Source organism: Brevibacillus parabrevis (genome assembly GCF_022701015.1).
In the GTDB taxonomy this organism is placed as follows: Bacteria; Bacillota; Bacilli; order Brevibacillales; family Brevibacillaceae; genus Brevibacillus; species Brevibacillus parabrevis.
This window is the reverse complement of sequence record NZ_CP064090.1, coordinates 5,107,728-5,124,210: the sequence shown is the minus strand read 5'-3', so window position 1 is coordinate 5,124,210 and position 16,483 is coordinate 5,107,728. Positions and strand designations below refer to the sequence as shown.

Below are 16,483 nucleotides of genomic sequence, written 5' to 3'. Positions count from 1 at the left end.
CTCTCAAGGAACGGGACAAGCTGACCAAGCGGGAGAGCGAACTGCAAACGATTCAGCGCAAGCAATGCATTGGGGCGAATTACAGATCAGCATTATGTGGCGCTGTTACGAGATTTTACAGCAGAGCAAGCGCAAATCAAAGAGCGCTTAAAGCTGCTGGAAGAACTGCTTAGTCAGGCAGAAAGCAAATGTGGGCCTCTTTTCACCGTAAAGATGGTTGCAGCAGAACTGTTGTCACGTTTCTCTTTCCATCTTCCGCTTTATCATGGAGGATACGTATAAAGGGCAAGTGGATAATTCGCTTAGTTTGAATCGGTAGACGTATGTGGAGAATAATCCAATTATGTTCATTGACCCTACGGGAAATATAACGTTTAAGGAAGGATGGGGCACTTTTACTGATCCTGCCAGTTATGAAAAAGCCATTAATACCGTTACGAGTATTGAGAACTACAAGCCTGCACTGGAAGCACTCGCAGACTACTAAGTCTTGGACAATAAAGACTTTAGAAGATTTTTGGATTAGCAACACTTAAACTGGTCAAAGTATTTTTTTGAAAAGAGAGGGTTAGGCAATGGTATACCTACTGAGGAATTTATTGATAATTAGGGAGTGGAAGAATGAATAAGACTAGCGTAATGGTAGAGTTTACTCTAACTGGAGACCAGTTTAACCCAGACTTTATTGCAGAGAGATTGGAAATTAAACCAAATGAAATCTATTATAAAGGCGATCAAGCAAAGCATAGAAAAGCTGTGAGAAAGGAGACTTGCTGGTCAATTAATACGGGATATCAAGAGTCTCTTGATGTTAATATTCAACTTAGAGATGTTATTGAAAAAATAAGGCCCAAAAAAAATGATCTTAAAGAGTTGCAGGTAGAGAACAACCTCGAAATCAAATTTTGTATCGTTATTAAAATTGAGGAAAATCAAACACCTGCTATATATTTAGATAGTGATATAATAGCATTTGCGCATGAAATAAAAGCAGAATTTGACTTTGATTTGTACATCTACTCATAAGTAGTTCACGAAGGTATTTCAGTAATTTCGTGTAAATTATGCTCAGTTTATATTGTTTAAAGAGATGGCTTCTTACTTAATTATAGAGGTCATCTTTTTTGTTTCCTATTGTATGAGCATACCATTGAGAAATAGAATGTAGTCCAGCACAGAGCATCACAATGTTTAGGGGTAGCATCAGTTGCTTGTCGCACTTATTTGAACAAAATTCGTTGCCAAAAAGCTATAGTGTGTACCTGTACGAATGGGTAAAAAAGACTGTGATTAACCTAGATACTACGCAAGGCAGCTACTGCCGCATATCGAATTTCTAAACAGATCGTTTGGGACGAAAAAGTTTCTGGCAAGGCACTGGATCGCTCGCTTCGATATCAACGATCAGGGAAGTCAGTAAGTGATTTTTAGAGGAAGGACTATTACATCTGTTATCATACTCCTTGTAGCCCTAGTTATCTGCACAGCTTGCGAAGAACAAAACAACATCTTTACCCCAAATTATAATAATGAACCTACTTCCAGTGTAAATTCAGAAGAGCTCCATACTAGGGTTACTAATTCAAACCATGAGGCGATACTACCAGATTCCATTAAAAACAAGAGGGGGAACACCCAGTGCGACTGTGGTTGAAAGTAATGTGGGTCATCACTATACTCGTTAATTTATCAGGTGTTATCTGGTTTGTACTGGGTTCGACTGCAAATTTTCAACGGGGTATAGACTTAATTTCCACAGTAATACTTGTGTATCTAGGTATACCCTCCATTTTATTGATAGTCGTTTCTAGTTTTCTATTATTGAAAAAGTGGAGTCCGTCTAGGTGGTGGGAGGTCATTGGGGTTTTCATGATCATGACTGCCATGCTTGTACTGACTCCACATTTGTATAAAAACGTAGAGACGAGCGGATGGTTAACAGAGAAACTAGAGACGGATTCCATCCAGCAAACCTCCGATCAGCGCTATATGTACTGTTTAGAACTTATTAATTTGTTTCAGCAAAATGGCTCAGCTCGCTTGTATTTAAAAAATGCGAATACACGGGAGGAACTTAGAATCGCTGTAGACCTACCGTTAACTAAGAGTCAAGGAATATCTTGGGGTGAAGTGCCCCGCTTTATTAAGCTTGAGCCAACAAACGACGCAAATATATACATCCTGCATACAACCGAGAGCTTTCCTATTCCAAATGAAAAGTTTGAAATTCATATACAAGAGAAAACATCAGTAAAAATAGGCTAATAGCATGTCCTGAATGAGAGCGATTCAAATTTTAACCTCTATCCCCCATCCAAAACAACCGATGTAATAAAAGGATAAAAAATCCAAAGTCCAAGAAAGCGAGGCACCACCATGAACTTTTTTAAGAAATTGTTTGGCGGCGTGGAAACCGACGAAAAAGCAAAGGACGGCACTGCGATTTATACCTACAACCAGCAAGCTGGCTTTGAACCGCCGGCTCCGATGAAATATGTAGACGATGTCGTGAACCACTTCCAAACGGTTTTTGCCGGGAGAGAGAGCAGCGTTTTCCATGAGATCATTTCTGATACCATCCATATTGATGTCAATGTCATGAGCCCGACAGAAGAAGAGCCATTCTGGGTGCTGTACACAAACGGGATGAGCGATTTGCCGATGACGATTCCGGATGAAGTGCAGGAGCAGATGGAGGAAGTGATCGATCGGGCGGAAGTGATGATATTTTTGCCAGCATCCTGGGAGCTGACAGAAGAGTCGCTGAAGGATGAAAATCTGTACTGGCCGATCCGGCTGATGAAGCAGATGGCGCGTTTTCCGCACCAGTACAATACGTGGCTCGGTTACGGACACACGATTCCGAATTATGCGGAATATGAGCCGTATGCGGATGGGACTGGACTGAATGGCGTCATTATGTTCCAGCTCTCCGAGGAACTCAGCGTCATTTCTGCCAAGGACGGAACGCAGATTCACGCCTACTTCTTGCTTCCACTGTATAAAGAAGAGATGGACTACAAGCTGGAGCACGGCATGGATGCCTTGCTGGACAAATTGTTTGAACTGGGCGATGAGGCGCTCATTTTAAATCCGAACAGAAAAAATACGTGCAAGTAAAATGCGAAAAAGCTGCTGACCATGACCCTAGTCAAGTCGGCAGCTTTTCCTTTTATTTTTCCATGCGGATGCTGTAAATATTGCCGACGTCCAAATTGTAAAGGTGGATGGAAAAGCTTGGTTTCCCTGGGCTTCTCAGCACGTAGCCGCCCCAATCTTTGCCGCCGTGCGCTGTGTATCCGCTGATGTCCATGCCAAAAATGTCTTGAATGAGCGGCTTGGTAACAGGAATGACTTCATCCAGTGCTTTGATTTTGTACATATCTGTTACATAGTCCACCTTGTACACTTGACCTGTCGTTGCGCCGACTGTCACCGCATAGTTCGCTTGTTTGTTGTCGAGCTGCCAAGTAGCTTCGCCCGTCTCTTTCCTTTTTTTGGCTTCGGTAAAGGCAAACTGTTTTTCGTGGGAGAGGCGCGTCAAGGCTGTTTGTGCGATGGAGATTGCCTTTTGATCCACGTCTTTTGGGTTGTAATTCAATGCGAAACCAGCGACTTTGTTTGTGGCAAAATCGACTTGGACGTGCTGATTGCCCGCAAGCTCGAAGGAAAAATAGTGTTCGCCCATGCCTTTAAAAAACCAGCTTTTCTGGAGGGCAACCTGCTGGGAAGCCTCCTTGAAGGCGTTCTGCGCCGTTTCTACATATTTTTGATAGGGCGGGATCAGTTCGTTTGTGGCAAATTCAGCGGCAACACTGCGAACTTCTGTCGTGCCAGGCTTGAACGTTACGATGGCTTGGTAATCTTTTGCCCGGACAATCGTGTATTCCGCGTCTTTTTCGAGCTCGTCAAAAGGAAAGGTTTTCTGAATGCCGCTCGCTGCTTGTACGGCTTTTTGGGCAGCGGCAAAATACGTTTGCTCCTCAGGAGTCAAAGCTGCCTGACTCGTTGTTTCTGCCGGAACAGCAAATGGTTTCAGCCAGAAAAAGCCGAGCAACAAGCCGCAGGTGATCAGTCCTTTGGCCATCCAGCCGTAATACGCTTTTCGTTTGTTCACTTTTTGCAGTTTGCCTCCTTCTTTTCGTACACCTTCCAAGATCGCCTGGCTGCGTTCCCGGGAAAGGCTTTGCTTCGGGAATTGGTTCAATTCCTCCAGGATGATCTGCTCATCTTGTGATGGCATCGTGCATCACCTCCGCAATCGAAACATGCATTTTGTTTTGAATCGCCTTCATCGCTCTGTGCAACGTGAGATTGACCTTGGCTTCCGTCCAGCCCAAAACCTCCGCCGTCTCCTTGCTCGATAACCCCTTGATTCCGCGCAGGATCAAAACGTCCCGATACGAACGCTTCAACTGATTGATCAGCTCGTACAGCATGCGCTTGTTTTCGCTTAACTCCAGCGACTCCTCGGGTGTTTTATCGCGCGAAACGAGATGCTGCAAAAACACATCCGGCAGCCAGTTGATCAGCTTGGCTCGGCGCTTTTCATCAATGGCTACGTTTCGCGCAATGGCAAACAGCCACGTTTTTGGATTCTCGATCTCTGTTTGCTGTGCTGCTCTCAGGGCACGAATAAAGGTCTCTTGAACCAGATCGTCGATATCTTTTCGCCCGGTGTAATAGACGAGAAACCGATAGACATCTTGGCTGTATAAATGAAACCATTGCTCGATTCGCGAGCCAGTATCTTGATTCAAAAGGGTTTCACCTCCTTGTCCCTGTAAAGACGAATAAAGGCTTGGCAATCTTTCACTTGTCCGAATAAAAATATGAACCTTTCAAAAGGAGCAGTCAAATGCTTTCAGCCAGAAAAACTTGCTCCCGGCGAGAGCAAGAGTGGCGGATGAAAAGTAGAAATATTCCAAAAACAACTACCTTCCAGACAAGCTTTACGCTATACTACCTTCATGGAAATATTTTCAAAAGCACATTTAGGGGGCGAATCTATTGAAAAAGCTTGTTTCCTTCCTGGTAGTCGCAAGTATGGCTATCCCACTGTTTAGCCCGGTTGCTGTCCAACAAGCAGCTGCGAGCACCACTCATAATTATCGAACAGAAGTCCAGACACACCAATTTCGCCCGCATGGTGGAGACAAGCAGGAAGTGGCGGATTTCGCCCAGGCTTTGGTGAAGCATCGCACCAATCCGGCCGAGCTGGACAAGCTGTTGGCAAAAGACTCCCTGAATTACTATGCGATGCAGGAGTATGTAAAAACGTTGGCCCAGTTCCAGAAGATTGAAGTGGTGGAAGCGGTGCCGCAAAAGCTGTACACCGTGGAAAAAGAGGACGCTTACAACAGCTATCGTTCCATTGTGAAATTTAAATATATCGGGTACACAGCGGACAATAAGGCAATCGAAAAAACAGATTTGATCGGCCTCGTCAAACGCGGCAACAAAGACGGGGCCGTCTGGCAGGCGTGGGGCATGGTGTGGCAGGATACAGGCATCGACGTCTCCAACGTGAAGCTGTTTCAGCTTGAAAAGCCGCGCAAAGGGGAAGAAATCGTCGTCATGACTACCGATGCGGGTGTGATCAAGCTGAGGCTGTTCCCGGACAAAGCTCCGAAAGCGGTCGAGAACTTCAAGGGACTCGCCAAAAAAGGCGTCTACAACAACATGATTTTCCACCGGGTCATCAACGACTTCATGATTCAGGCGGGAGAGCTTACTGGCCCGGATGGCAAGGAGCTGCCGAGCATTTACGGCAAAGATTTTGCAGATGAGTTCAACCGCGACTTGTTCAACTTCCGCGGGGCGCTGTCCATGGGCAACGCAGGACCGAACACGAACAGCACGCATTTTTATATCGTCCAAAGTCCGAATGTAGATCAGGAGTACCTCGATCTGTCCGCGCTCCCGCTGAATGCAGAAGCCAAGTACAAGGAAATTGGCGGGCGGGCGTACCTGGACAACCGCCATACCGTTTTTGGTCAAGTGTTTGAGGGGATGGAAGTCGTAGACAAGATTGCCGCCCAAAAAACCGATGAAAACGCCAAGCCGCTCACAAATCCGGTCAAGGTGAAAAAGATCGAGTTCGTCATTTACAATCCGTAACGAACAGGAAACAGGACCCAGAAGCCTTATACCCCCTTTCATCCCGACGTCTTGGGAGAACAGGGGGTTTTTTTGCGGGGAAAATGGCTCAAAACGGCTCCCAGCGCAGCTTGCGCGCTTGCTGAAAACGTTCCTGGACATAGGGCCAATGGACGATGTTCCACCAGTTTTCCACGTATTTGTCGCGCTGGTTTTGATAAGACAGGAAGTACGCGTGTTCCCAGACGTCCAGAACGAGGAGCGGGATCGCATCCCATTGGGCGAGATTTTGGTGTTTTTCCGCCGTCAGTATTTCCAGGTGGTGCGCCCGGGGAGACCAGACGAGGATCGCCCAGCCAGGGCCTTCCACTTTGACAGCGGCCTGGGAAAATTGCTGCTGGAATGCGCCAAAAGACCCGAAATACCGCTGGATCGCTTCGGCCAGCTCTCCCGTAGGAGCACCACCGCCCTCTGGACTCATGGACGGCCAGAAAATGGTATGCAAATAATGGCCAGCCCCATTGAAGGCAAGCTCGCGTTCCCAGTGGCGAACCAGATCGTAGTTGCCGCTTTGCCGGGCTTCGACCAGTTTTTTCTCCGCCGTGTTCAGGTCGTCGACATATTTTTGATGCAGCTTTTCGTGGTGAATGCGCATCGTATGTTCGTCGATGTATGGCTCAAGAGCGTTGTGCGCGTATGGCAGCGGAGGCAGAGTGTGGCGTCCGGCAGCGACAGGGCGGGTTGCGCGAACAGGTTCCCGGGCTGTTGGATACGACACGGGCATGGGGGCGCCGACAGGATCGACCTCTGCGAGAGTTGCTGTGTGGACCAACTGAGTTTCGGGGAAATCTTCTTGAACGGGAACGATGGCGGTGGCGTCGTCTTGCTGCTCCTCTTCGGTCAGTTGCGCCAGTCGCAAAAAGTGGTGGAATTGCTCCTGAACTTGTTCGGCCCGCGCAATTAACGTCGGCAATGTCTCCTCGGCAGCCAACTTATCCAGGCGCGAAGCCTGTCTTCCTATTTTCGTAAAAGACTCTTCGAATTTGTGCAGATGCCGTTCCAGCTCGCGGTTTATTGGTTTCTGTTTTCGCAGATGGTCGATCCACTGACGGCCCCACTGACTCCAATCCAGCAGTTGCTTGGCTTGCTCCTCCACAAACATTCCTCCTCACATGGGCGCATCTCTCCCACAGATTATGAACGCAGCCCAGAGAAGGTGCGACATTCGCGGAGTACAAGAAAATTAAACTCAGCATATGGTAGTAGCACAAATGTTTGAGTGGTATGCTGTACTATATTCATTTCAACAGGGGAGACACATTTGCATGAGTAGAGATGGAGCGATTGCTGTCATTGATTCAGGAGTGGGAGGGTTGACTGTAGCCAAAGAGATCATGCGTCAACTGCCCGAAGAAAGGATCATATACGTAGGAGACAACGCGCGGTGCCCGTACGGCTCCAAGTCCCCGGAAGAGATTCGGACATACAGTTTTCAAATGATTGATTATGTAATGACCACACCGCTTAAAGCGCTGGTGATTGCTTGCAATACAGCAACTGCTGTCGTTTTGGAAGAAGCGATCTCTTATTTGCCGCTGCCGGTAATCGGGGTGATTGAGCCGGGAGCGCGTGCTGCCGTTTCAGTGACGAAAAATGGACGGGTCGGAGTGATCGGTACGGAGACGACGATTCGCACGAAGGCGTATGAGCGCGCTCTGCTGCGGGCGGAGCCGGATTTATACGTGGTGGGAAAGGCTTGTCCTGCGTTTGTGCCATTGGTGGAAAGCCATCAGGCAAGCTCGGAAGAGGCACGCCAAGTCGTCAAAGAATCACTGGCGTCGTTGCAGGGCGAGAATCTGGATACGTTGATTCTCGGCTGTACGCATTATCCGTTGCTTGCGCCCGTGATCCAGGAAGTCATGGGAGATGGCGTCCGGCTGATCAACTCAGCGGAGGAAACCGCCCGTGAGCTGTCGCTGCAAATCGTCTCCACGGAAGCTGGCAAGAAGCTGGAACAAGTACAGCACCTGTTTGTCACAAGCGGCGAGACAGAGCGTTTCCGGCTGATTGCGGAGGAATGGCTGGGCAGCAAGGTGGACGTCATTCACCACACGCTGGAAAAATCTGTGCAGCCTTAAAACGGCGGAAGGCCGTCCATTTTGCCAGACAAACTTTCAACGCATAAACCCAAGCCCTGCTCGTATACATGGTAGTACAAAGTGTCTGGAGGAGGCTGGGGAAATGAAGATGCGACACATAGGCAAAATGACGGCTGTCCTGGGGGTAAGCGCCGTGCTTTTGTCGGGCTGCGGTCTTTTTGGCCCGGAACAGGAAACGAGCAGTATCGACGCACCGCCACAGTCACAGGTGTCGGCCAATCAGCCAAATGGCACCGTGTCACCGGATGTCGCGGTGCAAGGAAAAGAGCAGGCGGTTCAAGAGACAAACGAGAAGACCGTTTATTTGCTCGATGCAAACGGCTATGTCGTGCCCGTGTCCTTGACGATTCCCAAATCGGAGGGGCCTGCCAAGCAAGTCTTGAACTACATGGTCAAAGGCGGTCCTGTGGAAAGCTTGCTGCAAGGAGGGTTCACGGCTGTGCTGCCAACCGGGACAGAAGTGAAAGGACTCGTAATCAAAGACGGCGTGGCGACGGTGGACTTTTCCAAAGAGTTCAAAGCGTATGAGGAAAAGGACGAGAAAAAAATTCTCGACGCTGTGACGCGGGCGTTGACGGAATTTCCCAATGTCAAAACGGTGCAAATCTGGGTGAACGGAACACCGTTGACCGAGATGCCGACAGCAAGTACGCCGATTACGCAGCTGGACCGCAATCATGGGGTGAATCTGGAGCTGGCAGACGGAGCCGTGCCGGGCAACACGTCAGCAGTCACCGTGTACTTCCAGGGACAACTGAATGACACCCGTACGTATTACGTTCCGGTCACGCGACTCGTTCCAGAGACAGCCGACATCGCCAAGGCGACAGTGGAAGAGCTGATCAAGGGGCCGAAGCAAGGCTCGCAGCTATTCAGCTCGCTGCTCAGAACGACCCGCGTACTGGACGTGAAGCAGGAAAAAGACTTGGTCACCGTCAATTTGAGCAGCGATATTCTCAAATACGACGATGGCAAGGAAGCCAGTCCCGAGGCGCTGCAATCCCTTGTGCTTTCCTTGACCGATTCGACCGGAGCCAAGCAGGTGCAGCTTCTCGTCGAGGGCAAACCGCTTGCCAGCGGAGATTTCACCAAGCCGGTATCCCGGCCGTTGCAGCTCAACCCGCTCGCTTTTTAAATCAACCAGCGCAATGCCACGCCCGCCAGTTTTCGAGCGTGGTTTTTTCTTTTGCACGACAGTTCACGGCTATATGCTGCGGGATGGCACTGGCTGGTCGTCAGCCGTTTCAGCCATCTCGGCCGTTCGTGCCGCTCGCCAGATCAGAAGGCCGAGACAAATCGAGCAAGTGGTGACGAACGCCCCAGCGGCAAAACCGACAATCCGCGGATCGGCAAAAGTCAAAATCCAGCCGCCAGCGAGCATGGACAGGCCGAGCAGGACGTTTGAGAGCGTGGCTTCCAGAGCGAAGACCCGGCCCAAATAATCAGGTTTGACGTACTTCATCAGCAAGGTGTTCAGGCTGGCATTCCCCATTCCGCCTGCTACAGTCGAGCAAGCGTAGCAGGCGGCTGTGACAAAAATCGACGGCGACACGCTCGTCAGCAGGACGAAAAATCCTTCGAAAGCGAAGCTGACCGAAGCGATCGCCCGCGTATGCCGCTGGAACTGCTGGGCTACGATCCCGCCAGCGATGAAACCTACCCCGATTGCCCCGTACAAAAGCCCGATGCCCCATTGCCCCGCAGCGAATACTTGATAGGCGTAGACGGAAATCAGCACATTGATCAAGCCGCCGCCAATCGGCCACAGCGCTGTCAGCAACAAAATCACGAGCACAACCGGAGTTGCTTTGATCTGTTGCCAAGCTTTTTTGTAGGAAGCGCTGTCTGTTGCCTGCGATTCCACTTGTCGCTGCTTGGCGGGTGCAGTCGTGCCGTCGGTCGTAGTAGCGACAGTCAACCGCTGCAAAAGGAGAGCGGAGACGAAAAACGACAGCGAATTGAACCAAAAAGCCACTTCGCTCCCCCAGAGCGCGACGAAAAATCCGCCGACAAGCGAGCCGATCGCCATCACAACTCCGAAGACGCTCTGATCAAGGGCGTTGGCGGAAGCAAGCCCGCTTTTGTCCACGATGTCGGGGAGAATAGCCAGGCGGGACGGATTGTAGAGCGAAGAAAACGCGACGAGCAAAAAAGTGCCCGCATACACGAGCCATACGTCGGCATCACTTGCGACGAATAAAAAACAGAGCGCGATGAGTCCGCGAGCGAGATCGCAAACGATCATCACTGATTTGCGGGAAAAACGATCCGCCAAGTATCCGCCCAGCGGCCCGAACAGCAAGTGCGGCAACGTCCGCAGGGCAAGCGTAATTCCGACTGCCAGCGCTTCGCCCGTTATTTGCAAAAGCAGGCTGAGAACCGCGACGCTGTTGAACCAGTCGCCGATTCCGCTGAGCAGATTGGCTGATACGAGCCGCCGCATGTTCGGATTTTTCAACAAGAAAAGAAAGTTCATTTTTCACCATCCTCTAATTAATTAAATATCTAATTAGGTGTCATTCTAATTTAAGGCATCTGTTTTTCGCAAGCGCTTTTTCTTGCTTCGCGGGGGAAGAAAGCATCCCGTCGCGCAAGTCATTGGAAAATTGCCAATTGAGGCAAATAGCCCAGAGCGGTTTGGGCAGTGGCAGATCGTTTCGTGCCTCTGGTATAATGAGCGGAGTGTAACAAAGCGATTTAGGAGGAACTTGGAATGAGAGTGGATGGCCGTGCCCATGACCAGTTGCGCCCAGTAACGATTACGCGCAATTACATTAAACACGCAGAAGGATCATGCCTGATCGAAGTCGGAGATACGAAGGTGATTTGTACGGCGACTCTGGAGGATCGGGTACCGCCTTTCATGCGTGGCGGCGGGAAGGGCTGGATCACAGCCGAGTATTCCATGCTTCCCCGAGCGACAGCGACCCGCAACGCGCGTGAGTCTTCCAAAGGAAAAGTCGGAGGACGGACGATGGAAATCCAGCGGCTGATCGGCCGTGCGCTTCGTTCGGTGGTGCATCTCGAAGCGATGGGAGAACGTACAATCTGGCTGGATTGCGACGTGATCCAGGCGGACGGAGGGACGCGCACAGCTTCCATTACGGGAGCGTACGTGGCGATGGTCGATGCCATGCATAAGCTGGTGGAGAACGGCGTATGGAAGCAACTGCCGCTCAACGATTTTCTGGCGGCGACATCCGTTGGCGTGATCGGCGAGGAGACCGTGCTCGATTTGAACTACAAGGAAGACTCGACTGCAACGGTTGACATGAACGTTGTCATGACAGGCAAAGGCAAATTCGTCGAGCTGCAAGGCACAGGCGAGGACGCACCATTTTCTCCTGAGCAACTGCAAGAGATGATCGCCTTGGCGAAAATCGGGATCGGCAATCTGATTCAAAACCAGAAGCAGGCGCTCTCGGATGTTCCCCTGACATTTGCAGAATCGGTAGCGGAGGAAAGTCATGTCTGATCTGAAAAAAGTCGTGCTTGCGACGCGCAACCAAGGGAAAGTAAAAGAATTTAACCGACTGTTTGCCGAGTACGGCTGGGAAGGAATCAGCCTGGCCGAGTATGAAGGCGTTCCGGAAGTGGTGGAGGACGGAGAGACGTTTGAAGCCAATGCCCTGAAAAAGGCAATCGAAATTTCTACATACTTGAATCTGCCGGCTCTCGGTGACGATTCCGGACTGGAAGTAGACGCGCTGGATGGCCGTCCAGGCGTCTACTCCGCCAGATACGCCGGAGAGGAAGCGACTGACGAACAAAACTGGCGCAAGCTTTTGACCGAGCTTGACAGTGTGCCGATGGAGCAGCGCACGGCGCGTTTTCGCTGCACGCTGGCGCTGGTGATTCCGGGCGAAGAGCCGATCATCGCGACAGGCGCCTGCGAAGGCATGATCGCGCGCGAGCCAAAAGGTGCAAACGGTTTTGGCTACGATCCGGTCTTCTACATCCCTGAGCTGAACAAACAGATGGCAGAGCTTTTGCCGGAAGAAAAAAATCAGATCAGCCACCGGGCGAAAGCGATGCAGAAGCTTTTGGAGCTGCTGAAATAACGGGCCGTACAGCCTGACAGAAAGACAACACGGGAGAGTGAGTGCGATGGGAATCCTCGTCGTAAGTGACAGCCACGGCCTGATCAGAGAAGTCGCTCAGGTGGTCAAGAGACACCCTGTCGACAAAATTTTGCACTGCGGCGATTTTTGTGTCGATCACAAACGTGAGCCGTTCGCCGGGATGACTTTGGTGAGAGGAAACTGCGATGCGACATCAGAGGTTCCGACCGAGCAACAGACCAAATGGCGCGATCTCCACATCCTGCAAACCCACGGACACCTGTTCGGAGTAAAAAGCTCGCTGCTTCGCCTGCACTACCGGGCAGAGGAAGTCGGTGCGAATGTAGTCGTTTTCGGTCATTCGCACGTCCCGGCCTGTGGCGTGGAACGGGATATTTTGTTTGTAAATCCTGGCAGCCTTCAGATGCCCCGCGGCTTCGCTGTGCCGACCTATGCGATCATCGAGGAGACAGGAGTCACCCCGCAAACGGTCCAGGTGGCAGTTGCGTTTTACGACTATCAGGGCAATCCGGTAAGGGAGCTGGGAGGAAGCTATTCGATTCGGCGCTAAAGCGAGTGGCTTCTTGTAAAATAAAAGATTTATGCTATACTAGAATGGTTATAATGGCTAGAATATTATCATCCGAGCCTGCGAAGATACCATGGCGCGGCTGGCGATGTTCTGTTGATTCGATTTAGGAGGGGAAGTTTACGTGGCAGCAAATTGGGAAAAGGTAGAGAATAACCAGGGAGTCCTGACGGTTGAAGTAGATGCTTCGCAAGTAGACGCAGCATTGGATCAAGCGTTTAAAAAAGTTGTGCAAAAGGTTCAAGTTCCAGGATTCCGCAAAGGAAAAGTACCTCGCAAAATGTTCGAATCCCGTTTTGGTGTAGAATCTCTGTACCAAGACGCACTCGATATTCTGCTTCCAACCGCTTACGGACAGGCTGTTCGTGAAGCTGGCATCGAGCCGGTAGATCGTCCAGAAGTAGACGTTGAGCAAATGGAAAAAGGGAAAAACCTGATCTTCAAAGCTACGGTAACTGTTAAGCCTGAAGTGAAACTCGGCGACTACAAAGGTCTGGCTATCGAAGAAAAAGACTTCGCAGTGACTGACGAGAGCGTGGATGCTGAACTGAAGCGCATGCAAGAGCGTCACGCTGAGCTGGTATCCGTAGAAGAAGGCGCTGCACAAGAAGGCGACATCGCGGTTATCGATTTCGAAGGCTTCCAAGACGGTGTTGCATTCGAAGGCGGAAAAGCAGAAGACTACTCTCTGGAACTGGGTTCCGGCACTTTCATCGCTGGTTTCGAAGAGCAACTCGTAGGTCTTGCAATCGGCGAAGAAAAAGAAATCAAGGTTACCTTCCCAGAAGAGTACCACTCTCCTAACCTCGCTGGTAAAGAAGCGGTATTCCAAGTGAAATTGAACAGCCTGAAGCGCAAAAACCTGCCAGTTCTGGACGACGAGTTCGCAAAAGACGTGAGCGAGTTCGACACACTGGAAGAGCTGAAAGCTGACACCAAGAAAAAGCTCGAAGAAAAATCCGCGCAAGAAAAAGAACAATATGTTCGTGAACAACTGGTTCTGAAAGCTGCGGAAAACGCGGAAATCGATTTGCCAGCAGTAATGGTTGAGCATGAGCTGGACCAAATGGTGAACGAGTTTGGCCAACGCCTCCAATACCAAGGAATGACTCTGGAGCTGTACTACCAGTTCTCCGGTATGGATGAAAGCCAACTGCGCGACCAACTGCGTGCAGACGCTACTTCCCGCGTTCGCACATCCTTGACTTTGGAAGCAATCGGCAAAGCGGAAAAAATCGAAGTGACAGAAGAAGATGTAACAGAAGAGCTGAACAAGCTGGCTGGCGTATACGGCCGTCCTGCTGACGAGCTGCGCAAAATCTTCACTGCTCAAGACAACCTCTTGGCACTGTACCGCGACGTTCAAATTCGCAAAACGGTTGATTTCCTGGTTGCAGAAAGCAAAGTAAGCGCATAAGCTTAGGAAGACGCATGATTGGTTAGTGGTCAGGCTCTCTTGACCACTGGCTGTACCAACCACAAGGCACGATGCACTCGTGCCTTGTTTTTCCACCATCGACTTTTTGGTAAAATCCTTCTCACTTAAAGGGCCATCCCTTTTACCGCAAAGGAGGAAAGATACATAATGCTGATCCCTATGGTCATCGAGCAAACCAGCAGAGGCGAGCGTTCCTACGATATTTACTCGCGCCTCTTGAAAGACCGGATTATTCTGCTCGGCACCGAGATTGACGACGAGGTAGCCAATCTGGTGGTCGCGCAACTGCTCTTTTTGCAGGCAGAAGATCCGGACAAAGACATTTCGCTATACATAAACTCTCCAGGCGGTTCTGTTACAGCAGGTATGGCTATCTATGACACCATGCAGTACATCAAGCCGGATGTGTCCACGATTTGCGTGGGCATGGCTGCCAGCATGGGAGCATTTCTCCTGGCTGCTGGCGCAAAAGGCAAGCGCTTTGCTTTGCCAAACAGCGAAGTGATGATCCATCAGCCGCTCGGCGGCGTGCGCGGACAGGCAGAAGACATTCGCATTCATGCCGAATGGATTTTGAAAACGAAGCGCCAGCTGAACCAGATTTTGTCTGAGCGTACAGGCCAGCCGTACGAACGTGTTGAGCTTGATACGGATCGCGACAACTTCATGAGTGCAGAAGAAGCCAAGGCTTATGGATTGATTGACACGATTATCGAACGCAAAAACTGACCCGTTGTGAGGTGAAGCGCATGTTTAAGTTTAACGACGACAAAGGCCAACTGAAGTGCTCCTTCTGCGGCAAGTCCCAGGAACAGGTGCGCAAGCTGGTAGCCGGTCCTGGCGTTTACATTTGTGACGAGTGTATCGAACTGTGCAACGAAATTGTGCAGGAAGAGCTGGGCACGGAAGAAGAAATTGACATGAAGGAAATTCCAAAGCCTGTGGAAATCCGCAAAATCCTGGACGACTATGTCATCGGTCAGGACCTGGCGAAGAAATCTTTGTCGGTAGCGGTGTACAACCACTACAAGCGGATTAATTCCGGAGCGAAGATCGAAGATGTGGAGCTGCAAAAATCCAACATTTTGCTGATCGGACCTACAGGTAGTGGGAAAACGTTGCTCGCCCAAACGCTGGCGCGTATCTTGAACGTGCCGTTTGCGATCGCAGATGCCACCTCGCTGACTGAGGCTGGTTATGTGGGCGAAGACGTGGAAAACATTTTGCTCAAACTGATCCAGGCTGCTGACTACGATGTGGAAAAAGCTGAAAAAGGCATCATCTACATCGATGAGATCGATAAAGTTGCGCGCAAATCGGAAAACCCTTCGATCACACGCGATGTTTCCGGTGAAGGTGTGCAGCAGGCTCTCCTGAAAATTTTGGAGGGAACTGTTGCCAGCGTGCCACCGCAAGGCGGACGCAAGCATCCTCATCAAGAATTTATCCAGATCGACACGTCGAACATCCTGTTCATCTGTGGCGGTGCTTTTGATGGCGTAGAGCAAATCATCAAGCGCCGTTTGGGTAAAAAAGTGATTGGCTTCGGCGCTGATTTTGGCGATGGAGTCAAAGGCGATCTGAAAGCAGGCGAGTACCTGAAGTACATCCTGCCGGAAGACTTGCTGAAATTCGGTCTGATTCCGGAGTTCGTCGGCCGTTTGCCAGTTCTGGCGACATTGGAGCCTTTGGACGAGGAAACATTGGTGCGCATCCTGACAGAACCGAAAAACTCCCTGGTGAAGCAGTATCAAAAACTGCTCAGCCTGGACGGTGTTGAACTGGAGTTCGACGCTGGCGCCCTCTTGCAAATTGCCAAAGAGGCAATCAAGCGCAATACAGGGGCTCGCGGACTGCGTGCGATCATCGAGCAAATCATGCTCGATATGATGTATGAGCTGCCTTCCCGTGAAGACGTGACCAAATGCGTCATCACAGAAGAAACGGTGCGCGACAAAGTGAAGCCGCGTCTCATGACCAAAGAAGGTCAAGAGCTGCACGGCGAAACGGCATAAAGACGCTTCAAGCAAAACCATCCCGTTTTTCGGGGTGGTTTTTTTCCATATTCATCCTGTGCGCTTTGCGGGTTTATGGTTTACGTATACGGATGCGGGGCAATACTACTTGATATCGCTGA

General features: G+C 50.2%; 17 protein-coding genes. 13 read left to right on the top strand and 4 right to left on the bottom strand.

The features are described from left to right. Positions 1 to 69: 69 nt before the first annotated feature. From IRJ17_RS23615 to IRJ17_RS23600, 4 genes are all read left to right on the top strand, one after another. On the top strand, positions 70 to 282 hold the full coding sequence (locus tag IRJ17_RS23615) for a hypothetical protein (RefSeq protein ID WP_167470279.1): 213 nt from the start codon (positions 70 to 72) through the stop codon (positions 280 to 282). A gap of 339 nt (positions 283 to 621) precedes the next feature. After that, complete coding sequence (locus tag IRJ17_RS23610; RefSeq protein WP_242772050.1) at positions 622 to 1,026, top strand: DUF4279 domain-containing protein; 405 nt, start codon at positions 622 to 624, stop codon at positions 1,024 to 1,026. Positions 1,027 to 1,638: 612 nt separating this feature from the next. Continuing rightward, positions 1,639 to 2,265 (top strand): hypothetical protein, encoded by a 627-nt coding sequence (locus tag IRJ17_RS23605; protein ID WP_242772049.1) that lies wholly within the window; start codon positions 1,639 to 1,641, stop codon positions 2,263 to 2,265. 111 nt (positions 2,266 to 2,376) lie between these two features. After that, a complete protein-coding gene (locus IRJ17_RS23600; protein ID WP_122964275.1) occupies positions 2,377 to 3,120 on the top strand; it encodes a suppressor of fused domain protein in 744 nt (247 codons plus the stop codon). Between the two features lie 52 nt (positions 3,121 to 3,172). Here IRJ17_RS23600 and IRJ17_RS23595 read toward each other — a convergent pair whose 3' ends face one another. Together IRJ17_RS23595 and IRJ17_RS23590 are read right to left on the bottom strand one after the other, a co-directional pair. After that, entirely contained in the window at positions 3,173 to 4,243 is a 1,071-nt protein-coding gene (locus IRJ17_RS23595) for a hypothetical protein (protein WP_242772048.1), read from the bottom strand. Then, the gene (locus IRJ17_RS23590) at positions 4,227 to 4,760 is read right to left on the bottom strand and encodes an RNA polymerase sigma factor (protein WP_122964273.1); all 534 of its coding nucleotides are present in this window, start codon (positions 4,758 to 4,760) and stop codon (positions 4,227 to 4,229) included. The genes IRJ17_RS23595 and IRJ17_RS23590 overlap by 17 nt, the downstream gene beginning before the upstream one ends. Positions 4,761 to 5,010: 250 nt before the next feature. Here IRJ17_RS23590 and IRJ17_RS23585 point away from each other — a divergent pair, with 250 nt between their 5' ends. Beyond that, complete coding sequence (locus IRJ17_RS23585) at positions 5,011 to 6,120, top strand: peptidylprolyl isomerase (RefSeq protein ID WP_242772047.1); 1,110 nt, start codon at positions 5,011 to 5,013, stop codon at positions 6,118 to 6,120. Positions 6,121 to 6,208: 88 nt separating this feature from the next. Here the strand turns inward: IRJ17_RS23585 and IRJ17_RS23580 are convergent, their stop codons facing one another. Next, a complete protein-coding gene (locus tag IRJ17_RS23580) occupies positions 6,209 to 7,255 on the bottom strand; it encodes a superoxide dismutase (protein WP_242772046.1) in 1,047 nt (348 codons plus the stop codon). 169 nt (positions 7,256 to 7,424) lie between these two features. On the opposite strand from IRJ17_RS23580, the gene racE reads away from it, so the two are divergent. Both racE and IRJ17_RS23570 read left to right on the top strand, forming a co-directional pair. Then, positions 7,425 to 8,237: a glutamate racemase gene (gene racE / locus IRJ17_RS23575; RefSeq protein ID WP_063231179.1), complete on the top strand. Its 813-nt coding sequence runs from the start codon at positions 7,425 to 7,427 to the stop codon at positions 8,235 to 8,237. A gap of 103 nt (positions 8,238 to 8,340) precedes the next feature. Next, a complete protein-coding gene (locus IRJ17_RS23570) occupies positions 8,341 to 9,393 on the top strand; it encodes a GerMN domain-containing protein (protein WP_122964270.1) in 1,053 nt (350 codons plus the stop codon). A gap of 69 nt (positions 9,394 to 9,462) precedes the next feature. Here IRJ17_RS23570 and IRJ17_RS23565 read toward each other — a convergent pair whose 3' ends face one another. Continuing rightward, positions 9,463 to 10,734: an MFS transporter gene (locus IRJ17_RS23565; protein ID WP_242772044.1), complete on the bottom strand. Its 1,272-nt coding sequence runs from the start codon at positions 10,732 to 10,734 to the stop codon at positions 9,463 to 9,465. Positions 10,735 to 10,971: 237 nt separating this feature from the next. Between IRJ17_RS23565 and rph the strand changes: the two genes are divergently transcribed. The 6 genes from rph to clpX all read left to right on the top strand — a co-directional run bounded on the left by rph (position 10,972) and on the right by clpX (position 16,361). Continuing rightward, a complete protein-coding gene (gene rph / locus IRJ17_RS23560; protein WP_063231181.1) occupies positions 10,972 to 11,733 on the top strand; it encodes a ribonuclease PH in 762 nt (253 codons plus the stop codon). Between the two features lies 1 nt (position 11,734). Continuing rightward, on the top strand, positions 11,735 to 12,319 hold the full coding sequence (locus IRJ17_RS23555; RefSeq protein WP_173597505.1) for an XTP/dITP diphosphatase: 585 nt from the start codon (positions 11,735 to 11,737) through the stop codon (positions 12,317 to 12,319). A gap of 46 nt (positions 12,320 to 12,365) precedes the next feature. After that, entirely contained in the window at positions 12,366 to 12,890 is a 525-nt protein-coding gene (locus tag IRJ17_RS23550; protein WP_242772042.1) for a metallophosphoesterase family protein, read from the top strand. Between the two features lie 142 nt (positions 12,891 to 13,032). Next, positions 13,033 to 14,325, top strand: coding sequence for a trigger factor (gene tig / locus IRJ17_RS23545; RefSeq protein ID WP_063231184.1), 1,293 nt, complete (start codon positions 13,033 to 13,035; stop codon positions 14,323 to 14,325). Between the two features lie 168 nt (positions 14,326 to 14,493). After that, the gene (gene clpP, locus IRJ17_RS23540) at positions 14,494 to 15,075 is read left to right on the top strand and encodes an ATP-dependent Clp endopeptidase proteolytic subunit ClpP (RefSeq protein ID WP_122964266.1); all 582 of its coding nucleotides are present in this window, start codon (positions 14,494 to 14,496) and stop codon (positions 15,073 to 15,075) included. Positions 15,076 to 15,095: 20 nt separating this feature from the next. Further along, a complete protein-coding gene (gene clpX / locus IRJ17_RS23535) occupies positions 15,096 to 16,361 on the top strand; it encodes an ATP-dependent protease ATP-binding subunit ClpX (RefSeq protein ID WP_063231186.1) in 1,266 nt (421 codons plus the stop codon). The last annotated feature ends 122 nt before the right edge of the window (positions 16,362 to 16,483 follow it).